This window comes from Klebsiella sp. DY2415, from assembly GCF_026314315.1.
GTDB lineage: Bacteria > Pseudomonadota > Gammaproteobacteria > Enterobacterales > Enterobacteriaceae > Klebsiella > Klebsiella ornithinolytica.
Genome location: NZ_CP111115.1, coordinates 4,612,690 through 4,637,559, shown reverse-complemented (window position 1 = coordinate 4,637,559; position 24,870 = coordinate 4,612,690). Strand labels below are relative to the sequence as shown.

The 24,870-nt window shown below is 55.4% G+C and carries 19 protein-coding genes; 12 read left to right on the top strand and 7 right to left on the bottom strand.

What is annotated here, in order from left to right; genetic code table 11:
• The first annotated feature begins 369 nt into the window (after nucleotides 1–369).
• The 5 genes from pdhR to OQV00_RS22005 all read left to right on the top strand — a co-directional run bounded on the left by pdhR (nucleotide 370) and on the right by OQV00_RS22005 (nucleotide 8,169).
• Nucleotides 370–1,149, top strand: a complete 780-nt coding sequence (gene pdhR, locus OQV00_RS22025) for a pyruvate dehydrogenase complex transcriptional repressor PdhR (RefSeq protein WP_004857919.1) — start codon at nucleotides 370–372, stop codon at nucleotides 1,147–1,149.
• A 241-nt stretch (nucleotides 1,150–1,390) separates the two neighbouring features.
• Entirely contained in the window at nucleotides 1,391–4,054 is a 2,664-nt protein-coding gene (gene aceE / locus OQV00_RS22020) for a pyruvate dehydrogenase (acetyl-transferring), homodimeric type (RefSeq protein ID WP_032689465.1), read from the top strand.
• Nucleotides 4,055–4,068: 14 nt separating this feature from the next.
• Entirely contained in the window at nucleotides 4,069–5,964 is a 1,896-nt protein-coding gene (aceF, locus tag OQV00_RS22015; protein ID WP_266279429.1) for a pyruvate dehydrogenase complex dihydrolipoyllysine-residue acetyltransferase, read from the top strand.
• Nucleotides 5,965–6,296: 332 nt separating this feature from the next.
• Complete coding sequence (lpdA, locus tag OQV00_RS22010; RefSeq protein WP_004857924.1) at nucleotides 6,297–7,721, top strand: dihydrolipoyl dehydrogenase; 1,425 nt, start codon at nucleotides 6,297–6,299, stop codon at nucleotides 7,719–7,721.
• Nucleotides 7,722–7,884: 163 nt separating this feature from the next.
• Nucleotides 7,885–8,169 (top strand): hypothetical protein, encoded by a 285-nt coding sequence (locus tag OQV00_RS22005; protein WP_004857926.1) that lies wholly within the window; start codon nucleotides 7,885–7,887, stop codon nucleotides 8,167–8,169.
• A gap of 54 nt (nucleotides 8,170–8,223) precedes the next feature.
• Here the strand turns inward: OQV00_RS22005 and OQV00_RS22000 are convergent, their stop codons facing one another.
• Together OQV00_RS22000 and OQV00_RS21995 are read right to left on the bottom strand one after the other, a co-directional pair.
• A complete protein-coding gene (locus OQV00_RS22000) occupies nucleotides 8,224–9,018 on the bottom strand; it encodes a DUF2950 family protein (protein WP_266279427.1) in 795 nt (264 codons plus the stop codon).
• Between the two features lie 9 nt (nucleotides 9,019–9,027).
• The gene (locus tag OQV00_RS21995) at nucleotides 9,028–10,677 is read right to left on the bottom strand and encodes a DUF3300 domain-containing protein (protein ID WP_160873269.1); all 1,650 of its coding nucleotides are present in this window, start codon (nucleotides 10,675–10,677) and stop codon (nucleotides 9,028–9,030) included.
• A 355-nt stretch (nucleotides 10,678–11,032) separates the two neighbouring features.
• Between OQV00_RS21995 and acnB the strand changes: the two genes are divergently transcribed.
• Together acnB and yacL are read left to right on the top strand one after the other, a co-directional pair.
• The gene (gene acnB / locus OQV00_RS21990; RefSeq protein WP_004857931.1) at nucleotides 11,033–13,630 is read left to right on the top strand and encodes a bifunctional aconitate hydratase 2/2-methylisocitrate dehydratase; all 2,598 of its coding nucleotides are present in this window, start codon (nucleotides 11,033–11,035) and stop codon (nucleotides 13,628–13,630) included.
• 301 nt (nucleotides 13,631–13,931) lie between these two features.
• Complete coding sequence (gene yacL, locus OQV00_RS21985) at nucleotides 13,932–14,294, top strand: protein YacL (protein WP_004857933.1); 363 nt, start codon at nucleotides 13,932–13,934, stop codon at nucleotides 14,292–14,294.
• A gap of 246 nt (nucleotides 14,295–14,540) precedes the next feature.
• On the opposite strand, the gene speD is transcribed toward yacL, so the two are convergent.
• The 3 genes from speD to OQV00_RS21970 form a co-directional block, all read right to left on the bottom strand.
• Nucleotides 14,541–15,335 (bottom strand): adenosylmethionine decarboxylase, encoded by a 795-nt coding sequence (gene speD / locus OQV00_RS21980; protein WP_004857935.1) that lies wholly within the window; start codon nucleotides 15,333–15,335, stop codon nucleotides 14,541–14,543.
• Between the two features lie 14 nt (nucleotides 15,336–15,349).
• The gene (gene speE, locus OQV00_RS21975; RefSeq protein WP_004857937.1) at nucleotides 15,350–16,219 is read right to left on the bottom strand and encodes a polyamine aminopropyltransferase; all 870 of its coding nucleotides are present in this window, start codon (nucleotides 16,217–16,219) and stop codon (nucleotides 15,350–15,352) included.
• 206 nt (nucleotides 16,220–16,425) lie between these two features.
• Entirely contained in the window at nucleotides 16,426–16,773 is a 348-nt protein-coding gene (locus tag OQV00_RS21970) for a YacC family pilotin-like protein (RefSeq protein ID WP_015585138.1), read from the bottom strand.
• Between the two features lie 146 nt (nucleotides 16,774–16,919).
• Between OQV00_RS21970 and cueO the strand changes: the two genes are divergently transcribed.
• On the top strand, nucleotides 16,920–18,545 hold the full coding sequence (cueO, locus tag OQV00_RS21965; RefSeq protein ID WP_015585137.1) for a multicopper oxidase CueO: 1,626 nt from the start codon (nucleotides 16,920–16,922) through the stop codon (nucleotides 18,543–18,545).
• A gap of 90 nt (nucleotides 18,546–18,635) precedes the next feature.
• Here cueO and OQV00_RS21960 read toward each other — a convergent pair whose 3' ends face one another.
• Entirely contained in the window at nucleotides 18,636–21,026 is a 2,391-nt protein-coding gene (locus tag OQV00_RS21960) for a glucose/quinate/shikimate family membrane-bound PQQ-dependent dehydrogenase (RefSeq protein WP_004857943.1), read from the bottom strand.
• 203 nt (nucleotides 21,027–21,229) lie between these two features.
• Here OQV00_RS21960 and hpt point away from each other — a divergent pair, with 203 nt between their 5' ends.
• Nucleotides 21,230–21,766, top strand: a complete 537-nt coding sequence (gene hpt, locus OQV00_RS21955; RefSeq protein WP_015585135.1) for a hypoxanthine phosphoribosyltransferase — start codon at nucleotides 21,230–21,232, stop codon at nucleotides 21,764–21,766.
• 61 nt (nucleotides 21,767–21,827) lie between these two features.
• On the opposite strand, the gene can is transcribed toward hpt, so the two are convergent.
• Nucleotides 21,828–22,490, bottom strand: coding sequence for a carbonate dehydratase (gene can, locus OQV00_RS21950; RefSeq protein WP_004857991.1), 663 nt, complete (start codon nucleotides 22,488–22,490; stop codon nucleotides 21,828–21,830).
• Nucleotides 22,491–22,596: 106 nt separating this feature from the next.
• On the opposite strand from can, the gene OQV00_RS21945 reads away from it, so the two are divergent.
• The 3 genes from OQV00_RS21945 (at nucleotide 22,597) to OQV00_RS21935 (ending at nucleotide 24,850) form a co-directional block, all read left to right on the top strand.
• Entirely contained in the window at nucleotides 22,597–23,523 is a 927-nt protein-coding gene (locus tag OQV00_RS21945) for an ABC transporter ATP-binding protein (RefSeq protein ID WP_004857993.1), read from the top strand.
• Entirely contained in the window at nucleotides 23,520–24,290 is a 771-nt protein-coding gene (locus OQV00_RS21940) for an ABC transporter permease (RefSeq protein WP_015585134.1), read from the top strand. The genes OQV00_RS21945 and OQV00_RS21940 overlap by 4 nt, the downstream gene beginning before the upstream one ends.
• A 119-nt stretch (nucleotides 24,291–24,409) precedes the next feature.
• Nucleotides 24,410–24,850 (top strand): PTS sugar transporter subunit IIA, encoded by a 441-nt coding sequence (locus OQV00_RS21935; protein ID WP_004857996.1) that lies wholly within the window; start codon nucleotides 24,410–24,412, stop codon nucleotides 24,848–24,850.
• The last annotated feature ends 20 nt before the right edge of the window (nucleotides 24,851–24,870 follow it).

Here is a 24,870-nt window from a genome sequence, read left to right as displayed (position 1 = left end):
AGGGATGATGACGAAGCGAGCAAAAAGAAACCATTTGTAAATAGCAGGCCGGTGAACGCGATCCGCTTGAGGTGGCTGAATATTCACTCCTTATGAATAAATAATTGAGTTTTACGGAGTTGAATCGGTTCAGATAGCCTAATTTTTCGTTTCATAAACGTTAACGCTACCTCTTATGGGGTAAACACATCATTTGTGTGAAGTTACAATTCTGAAATGTTATTTCTGTAAGGTTGTTAAAATGTGCGTGGTTTCCTGATTTCAATCAAAACCTGTATGGACAGAAGGTGAATACTTTGTTACTTTACCGCTACGAACTGCGAATTGGTAAGACCAATTGACTACGGGCTAATGGCAGAGACAGGGAATATGGCCTACAGCAAAATCCGCCAACCAAAACTATCTGATGTGATAGAGCAGCAGCTTGAGTTTTTAATCCTTGAGGGGACCTTACGCCCCGGTGAAAAACTCCCGCCTGAACGCGAACTGGCCAAACAGTTCGACGTTTCCCGCCCCTCGCTGCGTGAGGCGATTCAACGCCTCGAAGCCAAGGGCTTGTTGCTTCGTCGCCAGGGCGGTGGAACTTTTGTACAGAGCAGCCTGTGGCAGAGCTTCAGCGACCCGCTGGTCGAGCTACTGTCCGATCACCCTGAATCCCAATTTGATCTGCTGGAAACCCGCCACGCGCTGGAAGGCATCGCGGCTTATTACGCGGCGCTGCGCAGCAATGATGCTGACCGCGAACGTATTCGCGAGCTGCATCAGGCTATCGAACGGGCTCAGCAGTCCGGCGATCTTGACGCCGAATCTGACGCCGTCGTCCAGTATCAAATTGCCGTCACCGAAGCGGCGCACAATGTCGTGCTTCTCCATCTGCTACGCTGCATGGAGCCGATGCTCGCGCAAAACGTTCGTCAGAACTTTGAATTGCTGTATGCCCGTCGGGAGATGCTTCCGCAGGTCAGCAACCATCGCACTCGTATTTTCGAGGCGATAATCGCCGGAGAGCCGGAGCAGGCGCGTGAAGCGTCGCATCGACACCTGGCGTTCATTGAAGAAATTTTGCTGGATCGTAGCCGTGAGGAGAGTCGTCGAGAACGCTCACTGCGTCGTTTACAGCAACGGAAAGATGAGAACTCCGGTTCTTAAGCGCCATTTTTTAGAGCGCGGCAACTAAACGCAGAACCTGTCTTATTGTGCTTTTGGTTGTTCAAATAGTTCGGGTTATATCGCGGCGGCAAGCGCGTGAATCCCCGGGAGCATAGCTAACTATGTGGCCAGGGTGAGGAAGCGCAGCCAACAAAGAGATAACCTGAAATATGAAGAACAAAGAGTGCAATGGGACAGGTTCCAGATTAATCAACGATTAGATAGATAAGGAATACCCCCCATGTCAGAACGTTTACCAAATGACGTGGATCCGATCGAAACTCGCGACTGGCTACAGGCGATCGAATCGGTCATCCGTGAAGAAGGTGTTGAGCGTGCTCAGTATCTGATTGACCAACTCCTTTCTGAAGCCCGCAAAGGCGGGGTGAAGGTTGCTGCTGGCACATCTACAGGCAGTTACGTCAACACTATTGCCGTTGAAGATGAACCGGAATATCCGGGGAATCTGGATCTGGAACGTCGAATTCGTTCTGCGATTCGTTGGAACGCCATCATGACCGTTCTGCGCGCATCGAAAAAAGATCTGGAACTGGGTGGCCACATGGCTTCCTTCCAGTCCTCCGCAACGTTCTATGAAGTGTGCTTTAACCACTTCTTCCGTGCGCGCAACGAGCAGGATGGCGGCGACCTGGTTTACTTCCAGGGCCACATTTCTCCGGGCGTATACGCACGTGCGTTCCTCGAAGGCCGTCTGACCGAAGAGCAGATGAATAACTTCCGTCAGGAAGTTCACGGTAACGGTCTGTCTTCTTATCCGCACCCGAAACTGATGCCGGAATTCTGGCAGTTCCCGACCGTCTCCATGGGTCTGGGCCCAATCGGTGCTATCTATCAGGCGAAATTCCTCAAGTATCTGGAACACCGTGGTCTGAAAGATACCTCCAAACAAACCGTTTATGCCTTCCTGGGCGACGGCGAGATGGACGAGCCGGAATCTAAAGGCGCTATCACCATCGCCACCCGTGAAAAACTGGATAACCTGGTCTTCGTCATTAACTGCAACCTGCAGCGTCTGGACGGCCCGGTCACCGGTAACGGTAAAATCATTAACGAGCTGGAAGGTATCTTCGCCGGTGCCGGCTGGAACGTTATCAAGGTTATCTGGGGCGGTCGTTGGGATGAGCTGCTGCGTAAAGACACCAGCGGTAAGCTGATTCAGCTGATGAACGAAACCGTTGACGGTGACTACCAGACCTTCAAATCCAAAGATGGCGCGTACGTTCGCGAGCACTTCTTCGGTAAATATCCGGAAACCGCAGCGCTGGTTGCCGACTGGACTGACGAGCAGATCTGGGCTCTGAACCGCGGTGGTCACGATCCGAAGAAAGTCTTTGCTGCCCTGAAAAAAGCGCAGGAGACCAAAGGCAAAGCGACCGTTATCCTGGCTCATACCATTAAAGGGTATGGCATGGGCGATACCGCTGAAGGTAAAAACATCGCTCACCAGGTGAAGAAAATGAACATGGACGGCGTTCGCTATGTCCGCGATCGTTTCAATGTGCCGGTTGCCGATGCGGATATCGAAAAACTGCCGTACGTGACCTTCCCGGAAGGCTCCGAAGAGCATACCTATCTGCACGCTCAGCGTCAGAAACTGCACGGCTATCTGCCGAGCCGTCAGCCGAACTTCGATGAGAAGCTGGAGCTGCCGACCCTGGAAGATTTCGCGCCGCTGCTGGAAGAGCAGAACAAAGAAATTTCTACCACTATCGCGTTCGTTCGTGCCCTGAACGTGATGCTGAAGAACAAGTCCATCAAAGACCGCCTCGTGCCGATCATCGCCGATGAAGCGCGTACCTTTGGTATGGAAGGCCTGTTCCGTCAGATTGGTATCTACAGCCCGAACGGCCAGCAGTACACCCCGCAGGACCGTGAGCAGGTTGCTTACTACAAAGAAGACGAAAAAGGTCAGATCCTGCAGGAAGGGATCAACGAACTGGGCGCAGGCGCATCCTGGCTGGCGGCGGCAACGTCTTACAGCACCAACAACCTGCCGATGATCCCGTTCTACATCTACTACTCCATGTTCGGGTTCCAGCGTATCGGCGACCTGTGTTGGCAGGCAGGCGACCAGCAGGCTCGCGGCTTCCTGGTCGGCGGGACTTCCGGTCGTACCACGCTGAACGGCGAAGGTCTGCAGCACGAAGATGGTCACAGCCATATTCAGTCTCTGACTATCCCGAACTGTATCTCTTACGATCCGTCTTACGCGTACGAAGTTGCGGTCATCATGCACGATGGTCTGGAGCGTATGTACGGTGAGAAACAAGAGAACGTTTACTACTACATCACCACGCTGAACGAAAACTACCACATGCCGGCCATGCCAGCAGGTGCCGAGGAAGGTATCCGTAAAGGTATCTATAAACTCGAAACCGTTGAAGGTAGCAAAGGTAAAGTTCAGCTGCTGGGCTCCGGTTCTATCCTGCGTCACGTTCGTGAAGCAGCGCAGATCCTGGCGAAAGACTACGGCGTGGGCTCTGACGTTTACTCCGTCACCTCCTTCACCGAACTGGCCCGTGACGGTCAGGACTGTGAGCGCTGGAACATGCTGCACCCGCTGGAAACTCCGCGCGTTCCGTACATCGCTCAGGTGATGAACGACGCTCCGGCTGTAGCATCAACCGACTATATGAAACTGTTCGCCGAGCAGGTCCGTACTTATGTACCGGCTGACGACTACCGCGTGCTGGGTACTGATGGCTTCGGACGTTCCGACAGCCGTGAGAACCTGCGTCACCACTTCGAAGTAGATGCTTCTTATGTGGTTGTAGCAGCACTGGGCGAACTGGCTAAACGTGGCGAAATCGATAAGAAAGTGGTGGCGGATGCCATCATCAAATTCAACATCGATGCAGAAAAAGTTAACCCGCGTCTGGCGTAAGAGGTAAAAGAATAATGGCTATCGAAATCAATGTACCGGACATCGGGGCTGATGAAGTTGAAATCACCGAGATCCTGGTCAAAGTAGGCGACAAAGTTGAAGCTGAACAGTCGCTGATCACTGTAGAAGGCGATAAAGCCTCTATGGAAGTCCCGTCTCCGCAGGCTGGCGTCGTAAAAGAGATCAAAGTCTCTGTCGGCGACAAAACTGAGACCGGTAAACTGATCATGATTTTCGATTCCGCCGACGGTGCAGCTGATGCTGCACCTGCCAAGGCAGAAGAGAAGAAAGAAGCGGCCCCGGCAGCAGCACCTGCTGCAGCGGCGGCAAAAGACGTTCACGTGCCGGACATCGGCGGCGACGAAGTTGAAGTCACCGAGATCATGGTTAAAGTGGGCGATACCGTTGCGGCTGAGCAGTCCCTGATCACCGTAGAAGGCGATAAAGCCTCTATGGAAGTTCCGGCGCCGTTCGCGGGTACCGTGAAAGAGATCAAAATCAACACCGGCGACAAAGTGTCTACCGGCTCGCTGATCATGGTCTTCGAAGTTGCTGGCGCGGCACCTGCTGCAGCTCCGGCACAGGCAGCCGCTCCTGCCGCTGCCGCAGCACCAGCAGCCGCTGCTGGCGCGAAAGACGTTCACGTACCGGACATCGGCGGTGATGAAGTCGAAGTCACCGAAGTGATGGTGAAAGTGGGCGACAAAGTTGCCGCTGAACAGTCTCTGATCACCGTAGAAGGCGACAAGGCTTCTATGGAAGTGCCGGCACCGTTTGCAGGCACCGTCAAAGAAATCAAAATCAGCACCGGCGACAAAGTCTCTACCGGTTCGCTGATTATGGTCTTCGAAGTGGAGGGCGCTGCGCCTGCCGCAGCTCCGGCTCAGGCTGCTGCTCCGGCAGCTGCTGCCCCGGCTCCGGCGGCTAAACCGGCTGCTGCTCCTGCGGCGAAAGCGGAAGGCAAATCTGAGTTTGCTGAAAACGACGCTTACGTTCATGCGACACCGCTGATTCGTCGCCTGGCGCGCGAATTCGGCGTCAACCTGGCGAAAGTGAAAGGCTCCGGTCGTAAAGGCCGTATCCTGCGCGAAGACGTTCAGGCTTACGTGAAAGACGCGGTGAAACGCGCTGAAGCTGCGCCTGCCGCTGCCGCCGGTGGTGGTCTGCCGGGCATGCTGCCGTGGCCGAAAGTGGACTTCAGCAAGTTTGGTGAAGTGGAAGAAGTTGAGCTGGGCCGTATCCAGAAAATCTCTGGTGCTAACCTGAGCCGTAACTGGGTCATGATCCCGCACGTTACGCACTTCGACAAAACCGATATCACCGATCTGGAAGCCTTCCGTAAGCAGCAGAATGCTGAAGCTGAGAAGCGCAAACTGGACGTGAAATTCACCCCGGTTGTCTTCATCATGAAAGCGGTTGCCGCTGCGCTTGAGCAGATGCCACGCTTCAACAGCTCGCTGTCCGAAGATGCACAGCGTCTGACGCTGAAGAAATACATCAACATCGGGGTGGCGGTTGATACGCCGAATGGTCTGGTTGTTCCGGTCTTTAAAGATGTGAACAAGAAGAGCATTACCGAGCTGTCTCGTGAACTGACGATTATCTCTAAGAAAGCGCGTGATGGTAAGCTGACGGCTGGCGAAATGCAGGGCGGTTGCTTCACCATCTCCAGCATCGGTGGCCTGGGGACAACCCACTTCGCGCCGATTGTTAACGCGCCGGAAGTGGCTATCCTCGGGGTGTCCAAATCCGCGATGGAACCGGTGTGGAATGGTAAAGAGTTTGTACCGCGTCTGATGATGCCTATCTCTCTGTCCTTCGACCACCGCGTGATCGATGGTGCTGATGGTGCGCGCTTTATCACCATCATCAACAACATGCTGAGCGATATTCGCCGCCTGGTGATGTAAGCGAAAAGCCGGCCTGACGGCCGGCTTTTTTCTGGTAATCTTGTCTTCGTTTCGGGGTTATCAGCAACAAAGGACAAAATCGTTTGCCGTTTGTTGTTTCAAAATTGTTAACAATTTTGTAAAATGCAGGCGGATAGAACGTCCCGGTGGACATGGGCGTAATTTACACAAAAAAATTCGAGTTGCGTCAAGGCGGCAAGGGAGTGAATCCCTGGAGCGTACAAGCGGTACGTGACCGGGGTGAGCGAGCGCAGCCAACGCAGAGGCGGCTTGAAGGATGAAGTGTATAACAATAGCGTCAGACCCGCCGGATACAAACTACAGAGGTCATGATGAGTACTGAAATTAAAACTCAGGTCGTGGTACTTGGGGCAGGTCCTGCAGGCTATTCTGCTGCCTTCCGTTGCGCTGATTTAGGTCTGGAGACCGTCATCGTAGAACGTTACAGCACCCTCGGCGGTGTTTGCCTGAACGTCGGCTGTATCCCTTCTAAAGCACTGCTGCACGTTGCTAAAGTTATCGAAGAAGCGAAAGCGCTGGCCGAGCACGGCATCGTTTTCGGCGAACCGAAAACCGACATTGACAAGATCCGCACCTGGAAAGAAAAAGTCATCACTCAGCTGACCGGTGGTCTGGCTGGCATGGCCAAAGGTCGTAAAGTGAAGGTGGTTAACGGTCTGGGTAAATTCACCGGCGCTAACACCCTGGAAGTGGAAGGTGAAAACGGTAAAACCGTGATTAACTTCGACAATGCGATCATCGCAGCGGGCTCCCGTCCGATTCAGCTGCCGTTCATTCCGCACGAAGATCCGCGCGTATGGGACTCCACCGATGCGCTGGAGCTGAAATCCGTACCGAAGCGTATGCTGGTTATGGGTGGCGGTATCATCGGTCTGGAAATGGGTACCGTGTACCATGCGCTGGGTTCAGAGATCGACGTGGTTGAAATGTTCGACCAGGTGATCCCGGCTGCCGACAAAGACGTGGTTAAAGTCTTCACCAAACGCATCAGCAAGAAATTCAACCTGATGCTGGAAACCAAAGTGACTGCCGTTGAAGCAAAAGAAGACGGTATCTATGTTTCCATGGAAGGCAAAAAAGCCCCGGCTGAAGCACAGCGTTATGACGCGGTGCTGGTCGCTATCGGTCGCGTACCGAACGGTAAAAACCTTGACGCAGGCAAAGCGGGCGTTGAAGTTGACGAACGCGGCTTTATCCGCGTTGACAAGCAGCTGCGTACCAACGTGCCGCACATCTTCGCTATCGGCGATATCGTCGGTCAGCCGATGCTGGCGCACAAAGGCGTTCACGAAGGTCACGTTGCCGCCGAAGTTATCTCCGGTCTGAAGCACTACTTCGACCCGAAAGTGATCCCGTCAATCGCCTACACCGAGCCAGAAGTTGCCTGGGTTGGCCTGACCGAGAAAGAAGCGAAAGAGAAAGGCATCAGCTACGAAACTGCCACCTTCCCGTGGGCAGCATCTGGCCGTGCGATCGCTTCTGATTGCGCAGACGGTATGACCAAACTGATCTTCGACAAAGAGACCCACCGTGTTATCGGCGGCGCGATTGTCGGCACCAACGGCGGCGAGCTGCTGGGTGAAATCGGTCTGGCTATCGAAATGGGTTGTGACGCAGAAGACATCGCGCTGACCATCCACGCGCACCCGACTCTGCACGAGTCCGTTGGCCTGGCGGCAGAAGTGTTCGAAGGTAGCATCACCGACCTGCCGAATGCGAAAGCGAAGAAAAAGTAAGTTTTTCTTTCCGGCAAAATGCAAAAGCGGCTCTGAGAGCCGCTTTTTTTATGCCCGATGTTTAGAACTGTGTCTGCGTTAATAAATCGGCACATCTTATAGATACATTGAAAATAATTACGCCATAAACTTATAGGCAGTTAACTATCTGGTGAGGTGTATTATGAGACTCGTTTTAACAACAGCCCTGTTTGCCGCCACCCTGGCTTCTGCTGCGGCTTGCGCCGCAGATCCTGCCATTCCCTGGGCCGACAATAGCGGTGGTACGGAAAACACCCATATCGCAGCCATGGGTCAGAACCTGAATGCACAGCATCAGGCGATCAGCAAAACCACGGAAGGCGTATGGGCGGCGAACTCGGGCAGTATTCACAGTGATGAGGCGGCCTTAAGCAGCAGTAAACCAGCCTTCAGCGGCTATCCACAGCTGATGCCGCATCAGGGCTAAACGTCGTCAGATGAGGAACCCGCCCGGCGGCATACGGATGCGCCGGGCAGGGGGTTATTGCTCAATAGCCTGCCACTTTTCGTCTGGCGTAAAGCGGGTAATCGCCTTCACTAACGTCGCCGTATCCTGACCCAGATTTGCCTGATAAACGCGATCGCGTCGATCGATCATAAAGCTCATCACGCCGGTTTCACCCCATGCAACGGGCCACGCCAACAGGGCGACCGTCTGCTTGTCACCGTCGTGGATAAGGCGGAAACGGTAGCCGTGATAGCCTTCGCCCGGTTCGACGGGGCTAAAGGCCGGCCCCAACGGGCTCGGCTCTTCGCCGGGTTCAGTTGGCCAGTACAGACCGTCTTTTTTCCCCGGAGTACTGAACAGCTTTTTGGCGTAGCGCTGGAAGTGCTGGTAATACTCATTTTGCGCGTCAACGTAGGCGTGCATCGCCTGAATTGCCGACAGCTCGTTACGGCCGATTTCCCGCGTCTGGATCTCATCCGCCGCCTGCGCCATATCGAAGTGCCAACCCTCGGCTGTTTTCAGCATCGGTATCGGCAGCTGCCACGCTTCCCGGCCTACGTTGAGGTGTGCCATGTCCCCCTGCTCGACAATCTTATGGCCGACTTTCCAGTCGCGAAGAAAACGGGCGACGGCTTCCGGGTCTGCCTCTCGCTGCGGCAGGTACTGACGCCAGTCCTCCCCCAGCAGGTCGTTGAGCGCCGTCTCGTTTTGTGTCGAAACGGCGTCCGCCAGCGCGGTGGCGGCCTTCTCCGGGGTGGCAAAATACTGTTGGCCAAAAACGGGCAGGGCAAAAAGCGCCAGCCAGCCAGAAATCAGGACTTTTTTCATGACCGCTCCTTAGCGATGACGCAGTTCGCGATGTTGACCGGTGCGCTGTTGCGCCGCCGCACGCTGGTTAGTGTTGAGGTGCGCCGTATTCCGGCTCTGGGTGCCCCGCTGGCGCTGGGCCTCCCACGATGGCGACCGGCTGTCGTTGCCGCTGAACGCATTCGAACGAACATTCTGCACTCTCTGTTGGCGCTGCGGCGGCGTTGCGTTGGTGCGGCGCTGTTGAACCTGCGACTTCGCCGTATCGCGATGCTGTTGCTGCTGCGCCGTCGGGTTCTGGACGTGCGATTTTGCCTTTTCCCGCCGCTGCTGTTGGGCCGCCGAATTTTGTTGCTTCTGCTTCGCCGCTGCGCGGTTTTCCGGGGTGTCGTAGCCCCGGTAGTTGCTGCGCTGGGTAATTTTGTTGAGCTGTTGTGAGGCCGCCTGGCGCTGGGAATCCCTGTTGCCTGCCGTCGCCACTCCACCCGCGGTCAGACCTTTGGCCGCGCCGTTGTGAGTGCTGTGCTGGAACTGGTCGAGCGCCGCCTGACGTTGGTTGGTCAGGTTCGCCGGAGTGCGTTGCGTGGCGCTCAGGCCGCCGGGAACGTTGGTCTGGTGGAAACGCTGCGCCACGTTATTGTTCGGGTACGGCACGTTGTTGCGGAACGCCGGGTTATGCTGCCAGCCGGCGTTGTTGCCGTCAAAGCGCTGCTTGTTGAAATGGTTGTAGTTATCGACGTCGATATTGATATTGTTGTTCCCGCCGCCATGGTAGCCGCCGTGATCCCAGTCATCTTCGTGATGATAGTCATCATCCCAGTCGATGCTGCTGAACAGCGCATAGGTGGTGGCTACCCCCAGGCTGAAACCAAGACCGTTGACGAAGCTATCGGTAAACTGTTCGCCCGGTGTTGGCGGCAGATAGACCGGCGGGTAAGTCGTGTTCGGCCAGGTGCCATAAACCGTATTGGGGTTGTAGGTTGGCACATACACCACGTTCGGATCGGTAGATTCAATCTTGATGATTTCGGTGGTGGGCGCAGGCTCGACTACCGTGGTGGTTTTCACCGTTGTCGTGGCGGCGGAAGTCGTCGGTGGCGGCGTCACTTTGCTCGTGGTCACCTTCTGCTGCGGCGACGATTTCAGCGTCCCGGTTTGCTGGGCGATGGCACGCAGTTTCTGCACCGAATTCATTACGTCCTGTGGCTGCGCGAGAAACGCGTTACCCAGGTCCTGCACCCACTGCGGATTTTCACCCATCAGCGACAGCAGCGCCGGAAAGGCGACCAGCGATTTCACGCTGGGATCCCACGGCTGGTTCGCCACGGCCTGCACGGCGGCGTCTCCCTGCATCGTTGGGTTATCCTGCGACCACTGGACGGCCTGCAGGACGTTGCTCGGATAGGTCGACGCCATTAACACCTGCGACAGCAGGTTATCCGGGTAAAGGGCGACGGGGGCGACCCACCGATCGATTTGCGCCGCCGTGTAGGTGGCAGCGACCGGTTGCGCCGTCGGAGCGGCGGGCTCAACGGCAGCGGGAGCGGCGGGTTGGGCGGCAGGAGCGGGCGCGGGCGGCGTTTCTGCGGCGCGGCTTGTGACGTACAGAGCGCCAGAGGCGGCTAATAGCCCTGCACTGCACACCAGGGCAATCACGTGGGGTTTCAAAGGTCGTATCATGTTAGCTCCCGGCGCTATAGTGGGCCCGTTTCCACTGAGTATCGCCGAAAATAGCGCTCGCGACGGAGTATAAGCAGGTCTATTTTTGATTTTTGATGATTGTTGGGATTTTGCTCAGTTTTCTGTAACAGAATTAAATTTATATCCCGGGAAATGTACGTAAAGCCTGTAAAATCCTGCCCTTAACGATTCAGCTAAATTTTAATGTTGCTTTTTTGTAAACAGATTAACACCTCGCCAAAATCCTGCTATGCTGCCGACGCGGTATCGGGCATTTACCCTACAAACTGCTGTCTCACAGGAGCGTGAAGAGAATCGCCTACCGCATTTTACAATGAGAGCGAGGAGAACCGTCGTGCTAGAAGAATACCGTAAGCACGTAGCTGAGCGTGCAGCCGTTGGGATTGTTGCCAAACCCTTAGATGCAACCCAAATGGCCGCGCTGGTAGAACTGCTGAAGAGCCCGCCTGCGGGTGAAGAAGAATTCCTGTTAGACCTGTTAATCAACCGTGTACCGCCGGGCGTCGACGAAGCCGCCTATGTTAAAGCCGGATTCCTTGCCGCTATCGCCAAAGGCGAAGCGACCTCCCCACTGGTTACCCCTGAAAAAGCCGTTGAACTGCTGGGCACCATGCAGGGCGGTTACAATATTCACCCGCTGATTGATGCACTGGACGATGCTAAACTGGCGCCGATCGCCGCCAAAGCGCTGTCCCATACCCTGCTGATGTTCGATAACTTCTACGACGTAGAAGAGAAAGCCAAAGCGGGTAACGAGTACGCTAAACAGGTTATGAAATCCTGGGCTGACGCCGAGTGGTTCCTGAACCGTCCGCAGCTGGCTGAGAAAATCACCGTTACCGTATTCAAGGTTACCGGCGAAACCAACACCGATGACCTGTCTCCGGCACCAGATGCCTGGTCCCGCCCGGATATCCCGCTGCACGCGCTGGCGATGCTGAAAAACGCCCGTGAAGGTATCGAGCCGGACCAGCCGGGTTCCGTTGGCCCGATTAAGCAAATTGAAGCGCTTCAGCAAAAAGGCTTCCCGCTGGCCTACGTCGGTGACGTGGTGGGTACAGGCTCTTCGCGTAAATCCGCCACCAACTCGGTGCTGTGGTTTATGGGCGACGATATCCCGAACGTGCCGAACAAGCGCGGCGGCGGTCTCTGCCTCGGCGGCAAAATTGCACCTATCTTCTTCAATACCATGGAAGATGCGGGCGCGCTGCCAATTGAAGTGGACGTGAACAACCTGAATATGGGCGACGTGATTGACGTTTACCCGTTCAAAGGCGAAGTGCGTAACCACGAAACCAACGAACTGCTGGCAAGCTTCGAGCTGAAAACCGATGTGCTGGTTGATGAAGTCCGCGCCGGCGGCCGTATTCCGCTGATCATCGGTCGCGGCCTGACCACGAAAGCGCGTGAAGCGCTGGGTCTGCCGCACAGCGACGTATTCCGTCAGGCAAAAGACGTGGCGGAAAGCAGCCGCGGCTACTCGCTGGCGCAGAAAATGGTTGGCCGCGCCTGCGGCGTTGCCGGTATTCGTCCGGGCGCTTACTGTGAACCGAAGATGACCTCCGTCGGTTCCCAGGATACCACCGGTCCGATGACCCGTGATGAACTGAAAGACCTGGCGTGCCTTGGTTTCTCTGCCGACCTGGTGATGCAGTCCTTCTGCCATACGGCGGCCTATCCGAAGCCGGTTGACGTCACCACGCACCATACGCTGCCAGACTTCATTATGAACCGTGGCGGTGTTTCTCTGCGCCCGGGCGATGGCGTTATCCACTCCTGGCTGAACCGTATGCTGCTGCCGGATACCGTCGGTACCGGTGGTGACTCTCATACCCGTTTCCCGATTGGTATCTCCTTCCCGGCGGGCTCTGGTCTGGTGGCCTTTGCCGCCGCGACCGGCGTCATGCCGCTGGATATGCCGGAATCGGTGCTGGTTCGCTTCAAAGGCAAGATGCAGCCGGGGATCACCCTGCGCGATCTGGTCCATGCGATCCCGCTGTACGCGATTAAGCAGGGGCTGCTGACCGTTGAGAAGAAAGGGAAGAAAAACATCTTCTCCGGACGCATTCTGGAAATTGAAGGTCTGCCGGATCTGAAAGTTGAGCAGGCGTTTGAGCTGACCGATGCTTCCGCAGAACGTTCTGCTGCCGGCTGTACCATTAAGCTGAATCAGGAACCGATCGTTGAGTATCTGAACTCCAACATCGTCCTGCTGAAGTGGATGATCGCAGAAGGCTACGGCGATCGCCGTACGCTGGAGCGTCGCATCCAGGGGATGGAAAAATGGCTGGCGGATCCGCAGCTGCTGGAAGCGGATGCCGATGCCGAGTATGCCGCGGTGATCGATATCGATCTGGCGGATATCAAAGAGCCTATCCTGTGTGCGCCGAACGATCCGGACGATGCGCGTCTGCTGTCCGACGTGCAGGGTGAGAAGATTGACGAAGTCTTCATCGGTTCCTGCATGACCAACATCGGCCACTTCCGTGCCGCCGGTAAGCTGCTGGACAGTCACAAAGGCCAGCTGCCAACTCGCCTGTGGGTGGCTCCGCCAACCCGTATGGATGCGGCACAGCTGACTGAAGAAGGCTACTACAGCGTGTTTGGTAAGAGCGGTGCGCGTATCGAAATCCCTGGCTGTTCCCTGTGTATGGGGAACCAGGCGCGCGTGGCGGACGGTGCGACGGTAGTTTCCACTTCAACCCGTAACTTCCCGAACCGTTTAGGCACCGGCGCTAACGTCTATCTGGCCTCTGCGGAGCTGGCTGCGGTCGCTTCCCTGCTCGGCAAACTGCCGACGCCGGAAGAGTACCAGACCTTCGTCGCTCAGGTCGATAAGACCGCGGCGGATACCTATCGCTATCTGAACTTCAACCAGCTGGAACAGTACACTGATAAAGCGGATGGTGTGATTTTCCAGACCGCGGTATAAACGAATCTTGCTGCTCAAAGCCACTCTTCGGAGTGGCTTTTTTATTGCTGCGCTAAAGGTACGCCGATTGCCGTCGGCATCGGGCAAAGGCGCAGGGATTTGACGCCGGCAGAGCTGCATTGGGTAAAGAAAGGGGGGAATAATGCCCGCCGGTTGGCGGTAAGATGACCGGTTAACTGACCGAGGCGCTTTTATTTGCTGTTGCTCTATCTGGTCCACTTTTTTTCTGCCCGGGTGCTGCGATAATTACCCTATGGGTACAATGTAGCGGTGACGCATTGCCCTTGCAGAGGAAGACACTATGGATTACGAATTTCTGCGCGATATTACCGGAGTGGTAAAGGTGCGAATGTCGATGGGCCACGAGGTGGTGGGGCACTGGTTTAACGAAGAGGTGAAAGATAACCTCGCCCTGCTGGATGAAGTGGAACAGGCCGCGCGCACTGTAAAAGGCAGCGAGCGTTCCTGGCAGCGTGCCGGACATGAATACACGCTATGGCTGGATGGCGAAGAGGTGATGATTCGCGCCAATCAGCTGGAGATTTCAGGTGATGAAATCGAAGAGGGGATGAGCTACTACGACGAAGAAAGCCTCTCTCTGTGCGGCGTTGAGGATTTTTTACAGGTGGTGGCCGCGTACCGCGAGTTTGTCAGCAAAGCCTGACCCCCTTCATGCATTCACGCCGGGAGCCGAACTCCCGGCTTTTTTTTGCCCTGACTGATTATAATCATTTTGCCACTGCGATCGCGCGCTATGCGCCGCTATTGACCGGGCGCCGCTTGCCGGTGTTAGTGAAGTGGCAACCGACGTCGATCGCTCGCAGACGGTACAGAACGCGCTCAAAGAGCAGAACGTTACCCTCAGACGGGTTCAGCCCGAGTCACGGCGCCCGCAGGCGCCGTCGGATGTTCAGATGGCAGGGATATTTCTGGCGTAGTAAATTTCCCGCATCTCTTTCCACAGGAGATCGGTGATGGACTTGCGCTCTTCTGCGCTGAGATCTTCGGGTCTGGTGTGGAACATGTAGTGCTTCAGATCGAACTCTTTCAGCAGCATCTTGGTGTGGAAGATATTTTCCTGGTAGACATTGACGTCCACCATGTCATACAGCGCTTTCATGTCCTCGGACATAAAGTTCTGAATGGAATTGATTTCATGGTCAATGAAGTGCTTCATACCATTGATATCACGGGTAAAACCGCGGACGCGATAATCAATAGTGACAATGTCAGATTCCAGCTGGTGGATAAGATAATTCAGCGCGTTAAGCGGTGAGATAACCCCGCAGGTGGAGACTTCGATGTCGGCACGGAAGGTGCACAGTCCGCCCTCCGGATGGCTTTCCGGGTAGGTATGCACGCAGATATGGCTTTTGTCGAGGTGGGCGACTACGGCTTCCGGGAGCGGGCCCGGGTGTTCGCTCTGGTCGATAAGCTGTGGGTCAACGGGTTCTTCACTGACCAGGATCGTCACGCTGGCGCCCTGAGGTTCATAATCCTGGCGAGCAATGTTCAGAATATTGGCGCCGATGATCGAGCAGGTCTCTGACAAAATCTCGGTCAGACGGTTGGCGTTATAGAGTTCATCGATATAGGCGATGTAGCCATCGCGCTCCTCTGCCGTTTTGACATAGCAGATATCGTAAATACAAAAACTCAGGCTCTTGGTCAGGTTGTTAAAGCCATGCAGCTTCAGTTTTTTCAATTTAGTTCACCCCCTTACTGAGGATCGCTGGCGGACAGCGCATCCTGTAAATATTGCGGTAGGGCAAATGCCGCCTTGTGAATAGCCGGATTATAGTAACGGCACTTCAGGTTCGCTTTGTGAAAACGCGCCTGGATAATTTCATTGGACAGGTCGCGCAGGGCATCATTATCGGTCGCCCATGCGAAGGTCATAATGCCGCCATAGTAGGTCGGAATCGCGGCCTGATAGAAGCTGACATCGCTGAAATAGTGGCCGAGCTTGCGGTGGCTGTCGATCGCTTCATCCTGCTGCAGGAAGCAGACGCCGTTTTGGGCAACAAAAATACCGCCGGGATTCAGGCAGCGTTTGCAGCCTTCGTAAAAGGCCGAGGTGAACAGGCTCTCGCCGGGACCGATAGGGTCGGTGCAGTCGGAGATGATCACATCAAACGTTTGCGTCGTCTGGTTAACAAAATTGACGCCATCGTCAATCACCAGCGTAAAGCGCGGATCGTCATAGGCGCCCGCATTGTGATTTGGCAGATACTGGCGGCAGAACGAGACCACGCCAGCGTCGATTTCGACCATGGTGATGGTTTCGATGGTGCTGTGACGAGAGACTTCTCGCAGCATTGCGCCGTCACCGCCGCCGATGATCAGCACGTGTTTTGCCTGGCCGTGGGCCATCAGCGGGACATGGGTCATCATCTCATGATAGATAAACTCATCGCGTTCGGTGGTTTGTACCACGCCGTCCAGCGCCATCACGCGGCCAAAGGCTGCGTTCTCAAAAATGATCAAATCCTGGTGATCGGTCTTTTCGTGATACAGCACATTATCAACCGCAAAATACTGACCAAAATGGTCGTGCAGTGTTTCATGCCACAGATTGTTATCAGCCACGGGCGGATTCCTCCATTGTGAACATCCGGTACACTCGAAAAAACGAGCGCAACATCATAGCCAACTATAGATGATGATGCACGGCGGATATTTCAGCCGTTCGCATGGCGCAGGGCTGAATAGCAGGAATATTGCCGGGCTGCGGGATGGGCGGAGCAGGCCACCTTGTACAGGCGGCGGGATTGCGACCGGGCCCGACGGGTGGCCTATTTAACGTAAGCGAGCAGGCTCAGCGAATCGCGGGCCAGCGCCTTGCATTTTTTCGTGGTGGGGATTTTGATACCGCTGAGATCGCGGTAGCTGTCTTCACCGAGCGCCTTCATATTGAAGCTGTCATAGTTGCTCAGATCCCATTGGTTCTGTTGAGCAAAAAAGACCAGCGCGCGACGAATTTGGGTATTCGGCAGATTCTGGTAACCGCAGTCGTTTTTCAGGAAGACAAATACCGCCGTTAAATCAGCCATATCTTCCGCTTCGGACTCGCTTAACGCATAGCTATTGGCGGATAGAGCAAGCAGGCTGCCGAGCACTATTGTTCTGAAAAGCGTCTTCATTTTCTCTACCATTGAATCACGGACGCTCAAAGTTAGCATACTTCTTTACACTACGTAGAGCTTTATTCTTACTCTTCTGCTTGACCTTCCTGTTGGTGGAAGGTTTAAGCTCAAAAGTTCACCAGCAGAATAAAAAGGATGTGAAAATGCAACGTCGTGAATTTATCAAATTAACCGCAGCGGCCGGCGTATTCAGCGCGCTGCCGCTCTGGAGCCGTTCGGTTTTCGCCGCCAGCCGCCCGGCTCTGCCGGTGCCTAATCTGCTGACCGCCGACGCACGTAATCGCATCACATTAACGATCCAGGCCGGAAAAACGCAGTTTGGTCCGCATCAGGCGACCACCTGGGGTTATAACGGCAATCTGCTGGGGCCGGCGCTGAAGCTCAAAAAAGGGGAGGCGGTGACCGTGGATATTCACAACCGCCTGGCCGAAGAGACGACCGTTCACTGGCATGGGCTGGAGGTGCCGGGTGAGGTCGACGGCGGTCCACAGGGGATCATTGCGCCAGGCGCCTCCCGCAGCGTGAATTTTACTCCCAGCCAGCGGGCCGCCACCTGCTGGTTCCACCCGCACCAGCATGGAAAAACCGGTCGCCAGGTGGCGATGGGGCTGGCGGGGCTGGTACTGATTTCTGATGAAGAAAGCGAGCAGCTGCTGCTGCCGAAGCAGTGGGGGATCGATGACGTACCGGTGATTGTGCAGGATAAGCGTTTTACCGCTGCCGGAGAGATTGATTATCAGCTCGACATGATGAGCGCGGCGGTCGGCTGGTTTGGCGATACCTTACTGGCGAACGGGGCACTCTATCCTGAACACGCCGCGCCGCGCGGCTGGCTTCGCTTGCGTTTACTGAACGGTTGTAACGCCCGCTCGCTGAATTTCTCCACCAGCGATAACCGGCCGATGTACGTTATCGCCAGCGACGGTGGACTGCTTGCCGAGCCGGTGAAGGTCACCGGGCTGCCGGTATTAATGGGTGAGCGCTTTGAAGTTCTGGTGGATACCCGCGATGGTAAAGCCTTCGATCTGATCACCTTGCCGGTGAGCCAGATGGGGATGGCGATCGCGCCGTTCGACAAGCCGCAGCCGGTCTTGCGCATCCAGCCGCTGACGATCCAGGCATCCGGCACACTGCCGGATTCTTTGGTCAGCATGCCGGCGCTGCCGTCGCTGGAGGGGCTGACACAGCGCACGCTCCAGCTGTCGATGGATCCGATGCTGGACATGATGGGAATGCAGGCGCTGATGCAAAAATATGGCGATCAGGCGATGTCCGGCATGAACCACGGTAGCATGATGGATCACGGCAATATGGGTCACGGCATGATGGGCAATATGAGCGACAAGGGGCAGATGAATCATGGCGATATGGGGAACATGAACCACGGCGGCATGGGACAGATGAACCACGGTGCCGACGGTTTCGATTTCCATAATGCTAACCGGATCAATGGCAAAGCCTTTGATATGAATCTCCCGATGTTTGCCGCGGCAAAAGGGCAATATGAGCGTTGGGTGATTTCCGGCAAAGGCGACATGATGCTGCACCCGTTCCATATTCACGGTACCCAGTTCCGTATTCTGTCGGAGAATGGCGCTGCGCCTGCCGCGCATCGTTCCGGCTGGAAAGATACCGTACGGGTTGAGGGGGGCGTCAGTGAAGTGCTGGTGAAGTTCGATCACGAGGCGTCGAAAGAGCATGCCTATATGGCGCACTGCCATCTGCTGGAACATGAAGATACCGGCATGATGCTCGGCTTTACGGTCTAGCTCCCCCTCGCAGGGGATATTATGCACGCGTAAAAAAAGGCCCGGTGTTCACCGGGCCTTCTGTTTTGTTACTGCGTTTTTGCCTGGGGCTTATTTCGCCTCATCAGGCAGCGCATAGGCGACGATATAGTCCCCCATCTTCGTGCCAAACGAGCCGTGGCCGCCTGCGGCGATGACCACATACTGTTTGCCATTCACTTCATAGGTCATTGGCGTCGCCTGGCCGCCTGCCGGCAGACGGGCCTGCCACAGTTTTTCACCGTTGCTCATGTTGTATGCGCGCAGGTAGTTATCGGCGGTAGCGCCAATAAACAGCACGTTGCCGGCGGTGGAGATCGGGCCGCCAAGCATCGGCATACCAAGGTTAAACGGCAGCTGGACCGGCATCGGGAACGGCAGGCTATCCTGCGGCGTACCGATACGTTTTTTCCATACCACTTCGTTGGTCTTCAGATCCAACGCGGAGATGTAACCCCAGGCCGGCTGTTTGCACGGCAGGCCAAACGGCGACAGGAAGGCGTTGAGGGTCACGCCGAACGGTACGCCATACTGCGGCTGGATACCGGATTCGGTACCGGAACCTTTCGCGTCTTTCGGCGGCTCCATCGGATTGCCCGGGCCGCGTGGGATCAGTTTCGATACAAACGGCAGCGCCATTGGGTTGGCGATGGCCACCTGGCGGTTCGGGTCAACGGAAATCCCGCCCCATTCAAACATCCCCAGGTTACCCGGGAAGACCAGCGTGCCTTGTTCTGACGGCGGGGTGAAGATGCCTTCATAACGCAGCTGGTGGAAGATCACGCGGCACACCAGCTGATCGAACATGGTGGCGCCCCACATATCCGCGCCGGTCAAATCTTTCTTCGGACGGAAGCTCAGGTCGGAGAATGGCTGAGTTTTAGAGACATAATCGCCTTTCGCTGCCCCCTGAGGAACCGGTTTTTCCGGTGCCGGGACGACCAGTTCGCCGTTACGACGGTCAAGGACGAAGATATTACCGGTTTTGGCCGGTGCGTAGATGACCGGAACGGTTTTACCGTTAACGTCGATATCCGCCAGCGTAGGCTGAGACGGCATATCCATGTCCCACAGATCGTGGTGAACGGTCTGATAGCTCCATACCAGTTTACCGGTGGTCGCGTTCAGCGCCACGATAGAGCTGGCGTAGCGTTCCTGCTCCGGCGTACGGTTACCGCCCCAGATATCCGGAGTGGTCACGCCCATCGGCAGGTACACGAGGTCCAGCTTCGCATCATAGGCCGCAGGCGCCCAGGAGTTCGGGGAGTTCAGCGTGAAGTGATGTTCATCATCCGGAATGGCGTTCGGATCTTTCGCGCCCGGATCGAAGACCCACAGCAGTTTACCGGTGTTGACATCAAAGCCGCGAATGACGCCCGACGGTTCGCGCGTCGAGAAGTTATCGGTCACGGCACCGGCAATGATAATGGTGGTATCGGTCACGATCGGTGGCGACGTCGGTTCGTACATCCCCGGCGTGGTGACCGGCATGTTGGTCTGCAGGTTGAGAATCCCTTTGTTGGCAAAGGATTCGCACAGCTGGCCGTTGTCGGCGTTAATGGCGAACAGGCGACCATCGTTGACCGGCAGGATAATCCGGCGCGGACAGTTGGCGACGACATCTGCCGGCGCGTTGTCTGCTTTCGCTTCGTGATAAGAGACGCCGCGGCAGGTGACGTGCTGGAAGGACGGATCCGCGTTCAGCTGCGGGTCAAAGTGCCATTTTTCTTTCCCGGTAGCCGCATCAAGGGCAAACAGACGCTGGTGGGCGGTACACAGGTACAGCATGTTCCCCACTTTAATCGGCGTCACTTCGTTGGTGATTTCACCCGGATCGTTGGGCTGCTTCAGGTCGCCGGTGCGGAATACCCAGGCTTCCTTCAGGTTTTTCACGTTATCGGCGTTGATTTGCTTCAGCGGTGAATAACGTTGGCCTTCCTGGTTACGGCCGTACGCCGGCCAGTCGCCATCGGCAACCGCGGAGATCGGCGCCGCAGGCGTCGCATCGGCATTCAGGGTACCGTTCACTTCCTGCGGATCGTTAAAACCGGCCCAGGTCAGGATACCGCCGCTGATCAGCAGGGCCACAACCAGACCGGCGACCGCGCCGGCCGATGGGATCGGCAGACGACGCCAGACAAAAGGCAAAATGAGCCAGATGCCGAAGAAGACCAGAATATCGCTACGCGGCGTAAGCGCCCAGAAGTCAAAGCCGACTTCCCAGACGCCCCAGATCATGGTGGCGAGAAGCAGCGCGGCATAGAGCCAGAGCGCTGCGCGTTTGCCCCGCAACAGCATCACGGTGACGGCCAGCATGACGAGGCCAGCAATAGGGTAATACCAGGAGCCGCCAATGGCCGCCAGCCATACCCCGCCAATAAGAAGATACAGGCCGCAGAACGCTGCAAAGAGAGCTGTCAGCGTCACGAGAAGCCGTGATTGTTGAGACTTTGTTTCTGCCATAGAAAGACACTCGGTTGTTTGTTAATTTTTTAATTGCAATTAATTATAGGATTTAACAAGTGTGATCGGAATCACAAAATGGGCTTTATTATTCCCTGCATCGCATATTTCTTTTTACTGGTATACTGCATAGCTTGCCGGTCAATGTCGGTGCATTCGCAGCGGTGTTGATGATTTATCTTAAGAATCAAATGGTTAGTTTAATGAAACATACTGTAGAAGTGATGATCCCGGAAGCCGAGATCAAAGCGCGTATCGCCGAACTGGGTCGTCAAATCAACGAATGCTACAAAGACAGCGGCAGCGAGATGGTGCTGGTGGGGCTGCTGCGCGGCTCATTTATGTTTATGGCCGATCTGTGTCGTGAAGTGCAGGTGCCGCATGAAGTCGATTTTATGACCGCCTCCAGCTACGGCAGCGGCATGTCGACGACCCGTGACGTTAAAATCCTGAAAGATCTGGATGAAGACATTCGCGGTAAAGACGTATTGATTGTGGAAGACATTATCGATTCCGGCAACACGCTGTCTAAAGTGCGTGAAATTCTCAGCCTGCGTGAGCCGAAATCTCTGGCTATTTGTACGCTGCTGGACAAGCCTAGCCGCCGTGAAGTGAACGTGCCGGTAGAGTTTGTTGGCTTTGCTATCCCGGATGAGTTCGTGGTCGGCTACGGGATTGATTACGCTCAGCGCTATCGCCATCTGCCGTACGTCGGCAAAGTGGTGCTGCTGGACGAGTAAGGTTTCATGCAACCCCGGACGATGGCGCACCGCGCTGCCGGGGTTTTCTGAAGCGGGCGGCTTACTTGTGGTTGACGTGTTTGCTCTTGAGGTTGGAAATTCCGTGGCGGTAGCGCTGTTCAAGGGTTTCGCGGCTGACGGCAGTCACATCAAGATCGCGTAACAGCCCGTCATGGATACCGTAGGCCCAGCCGTGGATGGTGACCTTCTGACCCCGCTTCCACGCCGACTGCATAATGGTCGAGTGGCCCAGGTTATAAACCTGCTCCATCACGTTCAGTTCACATAATGTATCCAGTCGACGCTCTTCAGGCATTTCGCCCAGCAGCGAACTGTGTTTGAACCAGATATCGCGAATATGCAGCAGCCAGTTGTCGATAAGCCCCAGCTCGGTGTTTTCTACTGCCGCCTGCACGCCGCCGCAGCCGTAGTGGCCGCAGATGATGATATGCTCGACTTCCAGCACGTCAACGGCATACTGCACCACGGAAAGACAGTTCAGGTCGGTATGAATCACCAGATTAGCGACGTTACGATGGACAAACAGTTCACCGGGCTCAAGGCCGGTTAACCGTTCCGCAGGAACACGGCTATCAGAACATCCAATCCACAGAAAGCGTGGCTTCTGCGCTTGTGACAATTTTGCGAAAAAGCCGGGGTCTTCTTCCACCAGCATTTTTGACCATAGTGCATTATTGCTGATGAGTGTATCTATATCATTCATGGACGTTTACGGCCTGTAACCAAGTAAGTGCGTTGGGCTAATATAGGTTAACCTCACTTTATTTAAAACAACCCATCGCGTGTCATGACACGAGAAGAGATATTTAATGACCATTGCTCTGGAATTAAAACAGCTCACCAAGACCTACCCCGGTGGGGTTCAGGCGCTTCGGGGAATCGATCTGCAGGTGGAAGCAGGGGATTTTTATGCGCTGCTCGGCCCTAACGGGGCGGGAAAATCCACCACGATTGGCATTATCAGTTCGCTGGTAAATAAAACCTCCGGTGAGGTCAACGTCTTTGGCTACGACCTGCAAAAGGACGTGGTGAACGCCAAGCGTCAGCTCGGGCTGGTGCCGCAGGAGTTCAACTTCAACCCGTTTGAAACCGTCCAGCAGATCGTCGTTCACCAGGCCGGCTACTACGGCGTGGAGCATAAAGAAGCGCTTCTGCGCAGCGAAAAGTACTTAAAACAGCTCGATCTGTGGGAAAAGCGCAACGAACGTGCACGGATGCTCTCCGGCGGGATGAAACGACGCCTGATGATTGCCCGCGCGTTGATGCATGAACCCAAACTGCTGATCCTTGATGAACCCACCGCAGGGGTGGATATCGAACTTCGCCGCTCGATGTGGGGTTTTCTCAAGGATTTGAACGATAAAGGCACCACCATCATCCTGACCACCCATTACCTGGAAGAGGCGGAGATGCTGTGCCGCAATATCGGGATTATTCAACGCGGAGAGCTGGTGGAAAACACCTCGATGAAGGCGCTGCTTGCCAAGTTGAAATCAGAAACGTTCATCCTTGATCTGGCGCCGAAAAGCCCGCTGCCGACGCTGGAAGGTTACCAGTATCGCCTGGTGGATACATCCACGCTGGAAGTCGAAGTGCTGCGCGAGCAGGGGATTAACAGCGTATTTGCCCAGCTGAGTGCTCAGGGAGTTCAGGTGTTAAGTATGCGTAACAAAGCCAACCGGCTGGAAGAGCTGTTTGTCACGCTGGTGCATGACAGAAAAGGAGAATCAGCATGATGCAGCTTTATTGGGTCGCGCTGAAAAGCATCTGGGCCAAGGAAATTCACCGCTTTATGCGTATCTGGATCCAGACGCTGGTACCGCCGGTGATCACCATGACCCTCTATTTTGTCATCTTTGGCAATTTGATCGGCTCGCGGATCGGTGAAATGCATGGCTTTACCTATATGCAGTTTATTGTGCCGGGTCTGATCATGATGGCGGTCATCACCAACGCCTATGCCAACGTGGCCTCCTCGTTCTTCAGCGCGAAATTTCAGCGCAACATCGAAGAGCTGCTGGTGGCGCCGGTGCCGACGCACGTGGTCATCGCCGGCTATGTTGGTGGTGGGGTGGCGCGAGGGCTGTGCGTAGGGATTCTGGTTACCGCGATATCGTTGTTCTTCGTGCCGTTCCAGGTGCATTCCTGGCTGTTCGTTGGGCTGACGCTGATGCTGACCGCGGTCCTCTTCTCGCTGGCGGGTTTGCTGAACGCGGTTTTTGCCAAAACCTTTGATGATATCAGCCTGATCCCCACCTTCGTGCTGACGCCGCTGACCTACCTCGGCGGGGTGTTTTACTCCCTGACCCTGCTGCCGCCATTCTGGCAGGCGCTGTCGCACCTTAACCCGATTGTTTACATGATCAGCGGCTTCCGCTACGGATTCCTCGGCATCAACGATGTTCCGCTGATGACGACTTTTGGCGTGCTGGTGGTGTTTATTGTTCTGTTCTACGCCCTGTGCTGGTATCTGATCCAGCGTGGACGCGGTCTGCGCAGCTAACCGCGCATCGGCAAATAGCGCCTGGCCGCCAGGCGAGGCGCTATCCGCTAATCTTGACTGCCATCACTCATCTGCGTCATCCCCTTTGTTACAGTGTTTCTCTGCTAAGGAGGCTGTCTATGTTGGGTTGGGTGATTACCTGTCATGATGAGAAGGCGGAGGAACTGCTGGATCGTCTGGAAAAAAAGTTTGGCCCGCTGGCGCAATGCCGGGCGGTAAATTACTGGCGTAATCTTAGCAGCAATATGTTGAGCCGGATGATGTGCGATGCGCTGCACGCCACGGACAGCGGCGATGGCGTGATTTTTTTGACCGACCACACCGGAGCACCTCCCTATCGCGTGGCGGCCCTGATGAGCCATAAACATACCCATTGTGAAGTGATCTCCGGTATCAGCTATCCATTACTGGAGCGTATGTATCTCCTGCGCTACACCCTGAGCAGCGAAGCGTTTCGCGAGGCGATCGTAAGCAGCGGAGGCCCGGTCGTCAGCAGCCTCTGGCACCAACAGCAAAAAAATCCGCCTTTCCGCCTGCGCCATGATGCGTTCGGGAATTAAGCATTGGTATTGATGCCGCT

Coding starts and splice junctions, on each gene's coding strand:
- pdhR (WP_004857919.1), top strand. CDS start 370: ATGGCCTACAGCAAAATCCGCCAACCAAAACTATCTGATGTGATAGAG.
- aceE (WP_032689465.1), top strand. CDS start 1,391: ATGTCAGAACGTTTACCAAATGACGTGGATCCGATCGAAACTCGCGAC.
- aceF (WP_266279429.1), top strand. CDS start 4,069: ATGGCTATCGAAATCAATGTACCGGACATCGGGGCTGATGAAGTTGAA.
- lpdA (WP_004857924.1), top strand. CDS start 6,297: ATGAGTACTGAAATTAAAACTCAGGTCGTGGTACTTGGGGCAGGTCCT.
- OQV00_RS22005 (WP_004857926.1), top strand. CDS start 7,885: ATGAGACTCGTTTTAACAACAGCCCTGTTTGCCGCCACCCTGGCTTCT.
- OQV00_RS22000 (WP_266279427.1), bottom strand. CDS start 9,018: ATGAAAAAAGTCCTGATTTCTGGCTGGCTGGCGCTTTTTGCCCTGCCC.
- OQV00_RS21995 (WP_160873269.1), bottom strand. CDS start 10,677: ATGATACGACCTTTGAAACCCCACGTGATTGCCCTGGTGTGCAGTGCA.
- yacL (WP_004857933.1), top strand. CDS start 13,932: ATGGATTACGAATTTCTGCGCGATATTACCGGAGTGGTAAAGGTGCGA.
- OQV00_RS21970 (WP_015585138.1), bottom strand. CDS start 16,773: ATGAAGACGCTTTTCAGAACAATAGTGCTCGGCAGCCTGCTTGCTCTA.
- cueO (WP_015585137.1), top strand. CDS start 16,920: ATGCAACGTCGTGAATTTATCAAATTAACCGCAGCGGCCGGCGTATTC.
- OQV00_RS21960 (WP_004857943.1), bottom strand. CDS start 21,026: ATGGCAGAAACAAAGTCTCAACAATCACGGCTTCTCGTGACGCTGACA.
- hpt (WP_015585135.1), top strand. CDS start 21,230: ATGAAACATACTGTAGAAGTGATGATCCCGGAAGCCGAGATCAAAGCG.
- can (WP_004857991.1), bottom strand. CDS start 22,490: ATGAATGATATAGATACACTCATCAGCAATAATGCACTATGGTCAAAA.
- OQV00_RS21945 (WP_004857993.1), top strand. CDS start 22,597: ATGACCATTGCTCTGGAATTAAAACAGCTCACCAAGACCTACCCCGGT.
- OQV00_RS21940 (WP_015585134.1), top strand. CDS start 23,520: ATGATGCAGCTTTATTGGGTCGCGCTGAAAAGCATCTGGGCCAAGGAA.
- OQV00_RS21935 (WP_004857996.1), top strand. CDS start 24,410: ATGTTGGGTTGGGTGATTACCTGTCATGATGAGAAGGCGGAGGAACTG.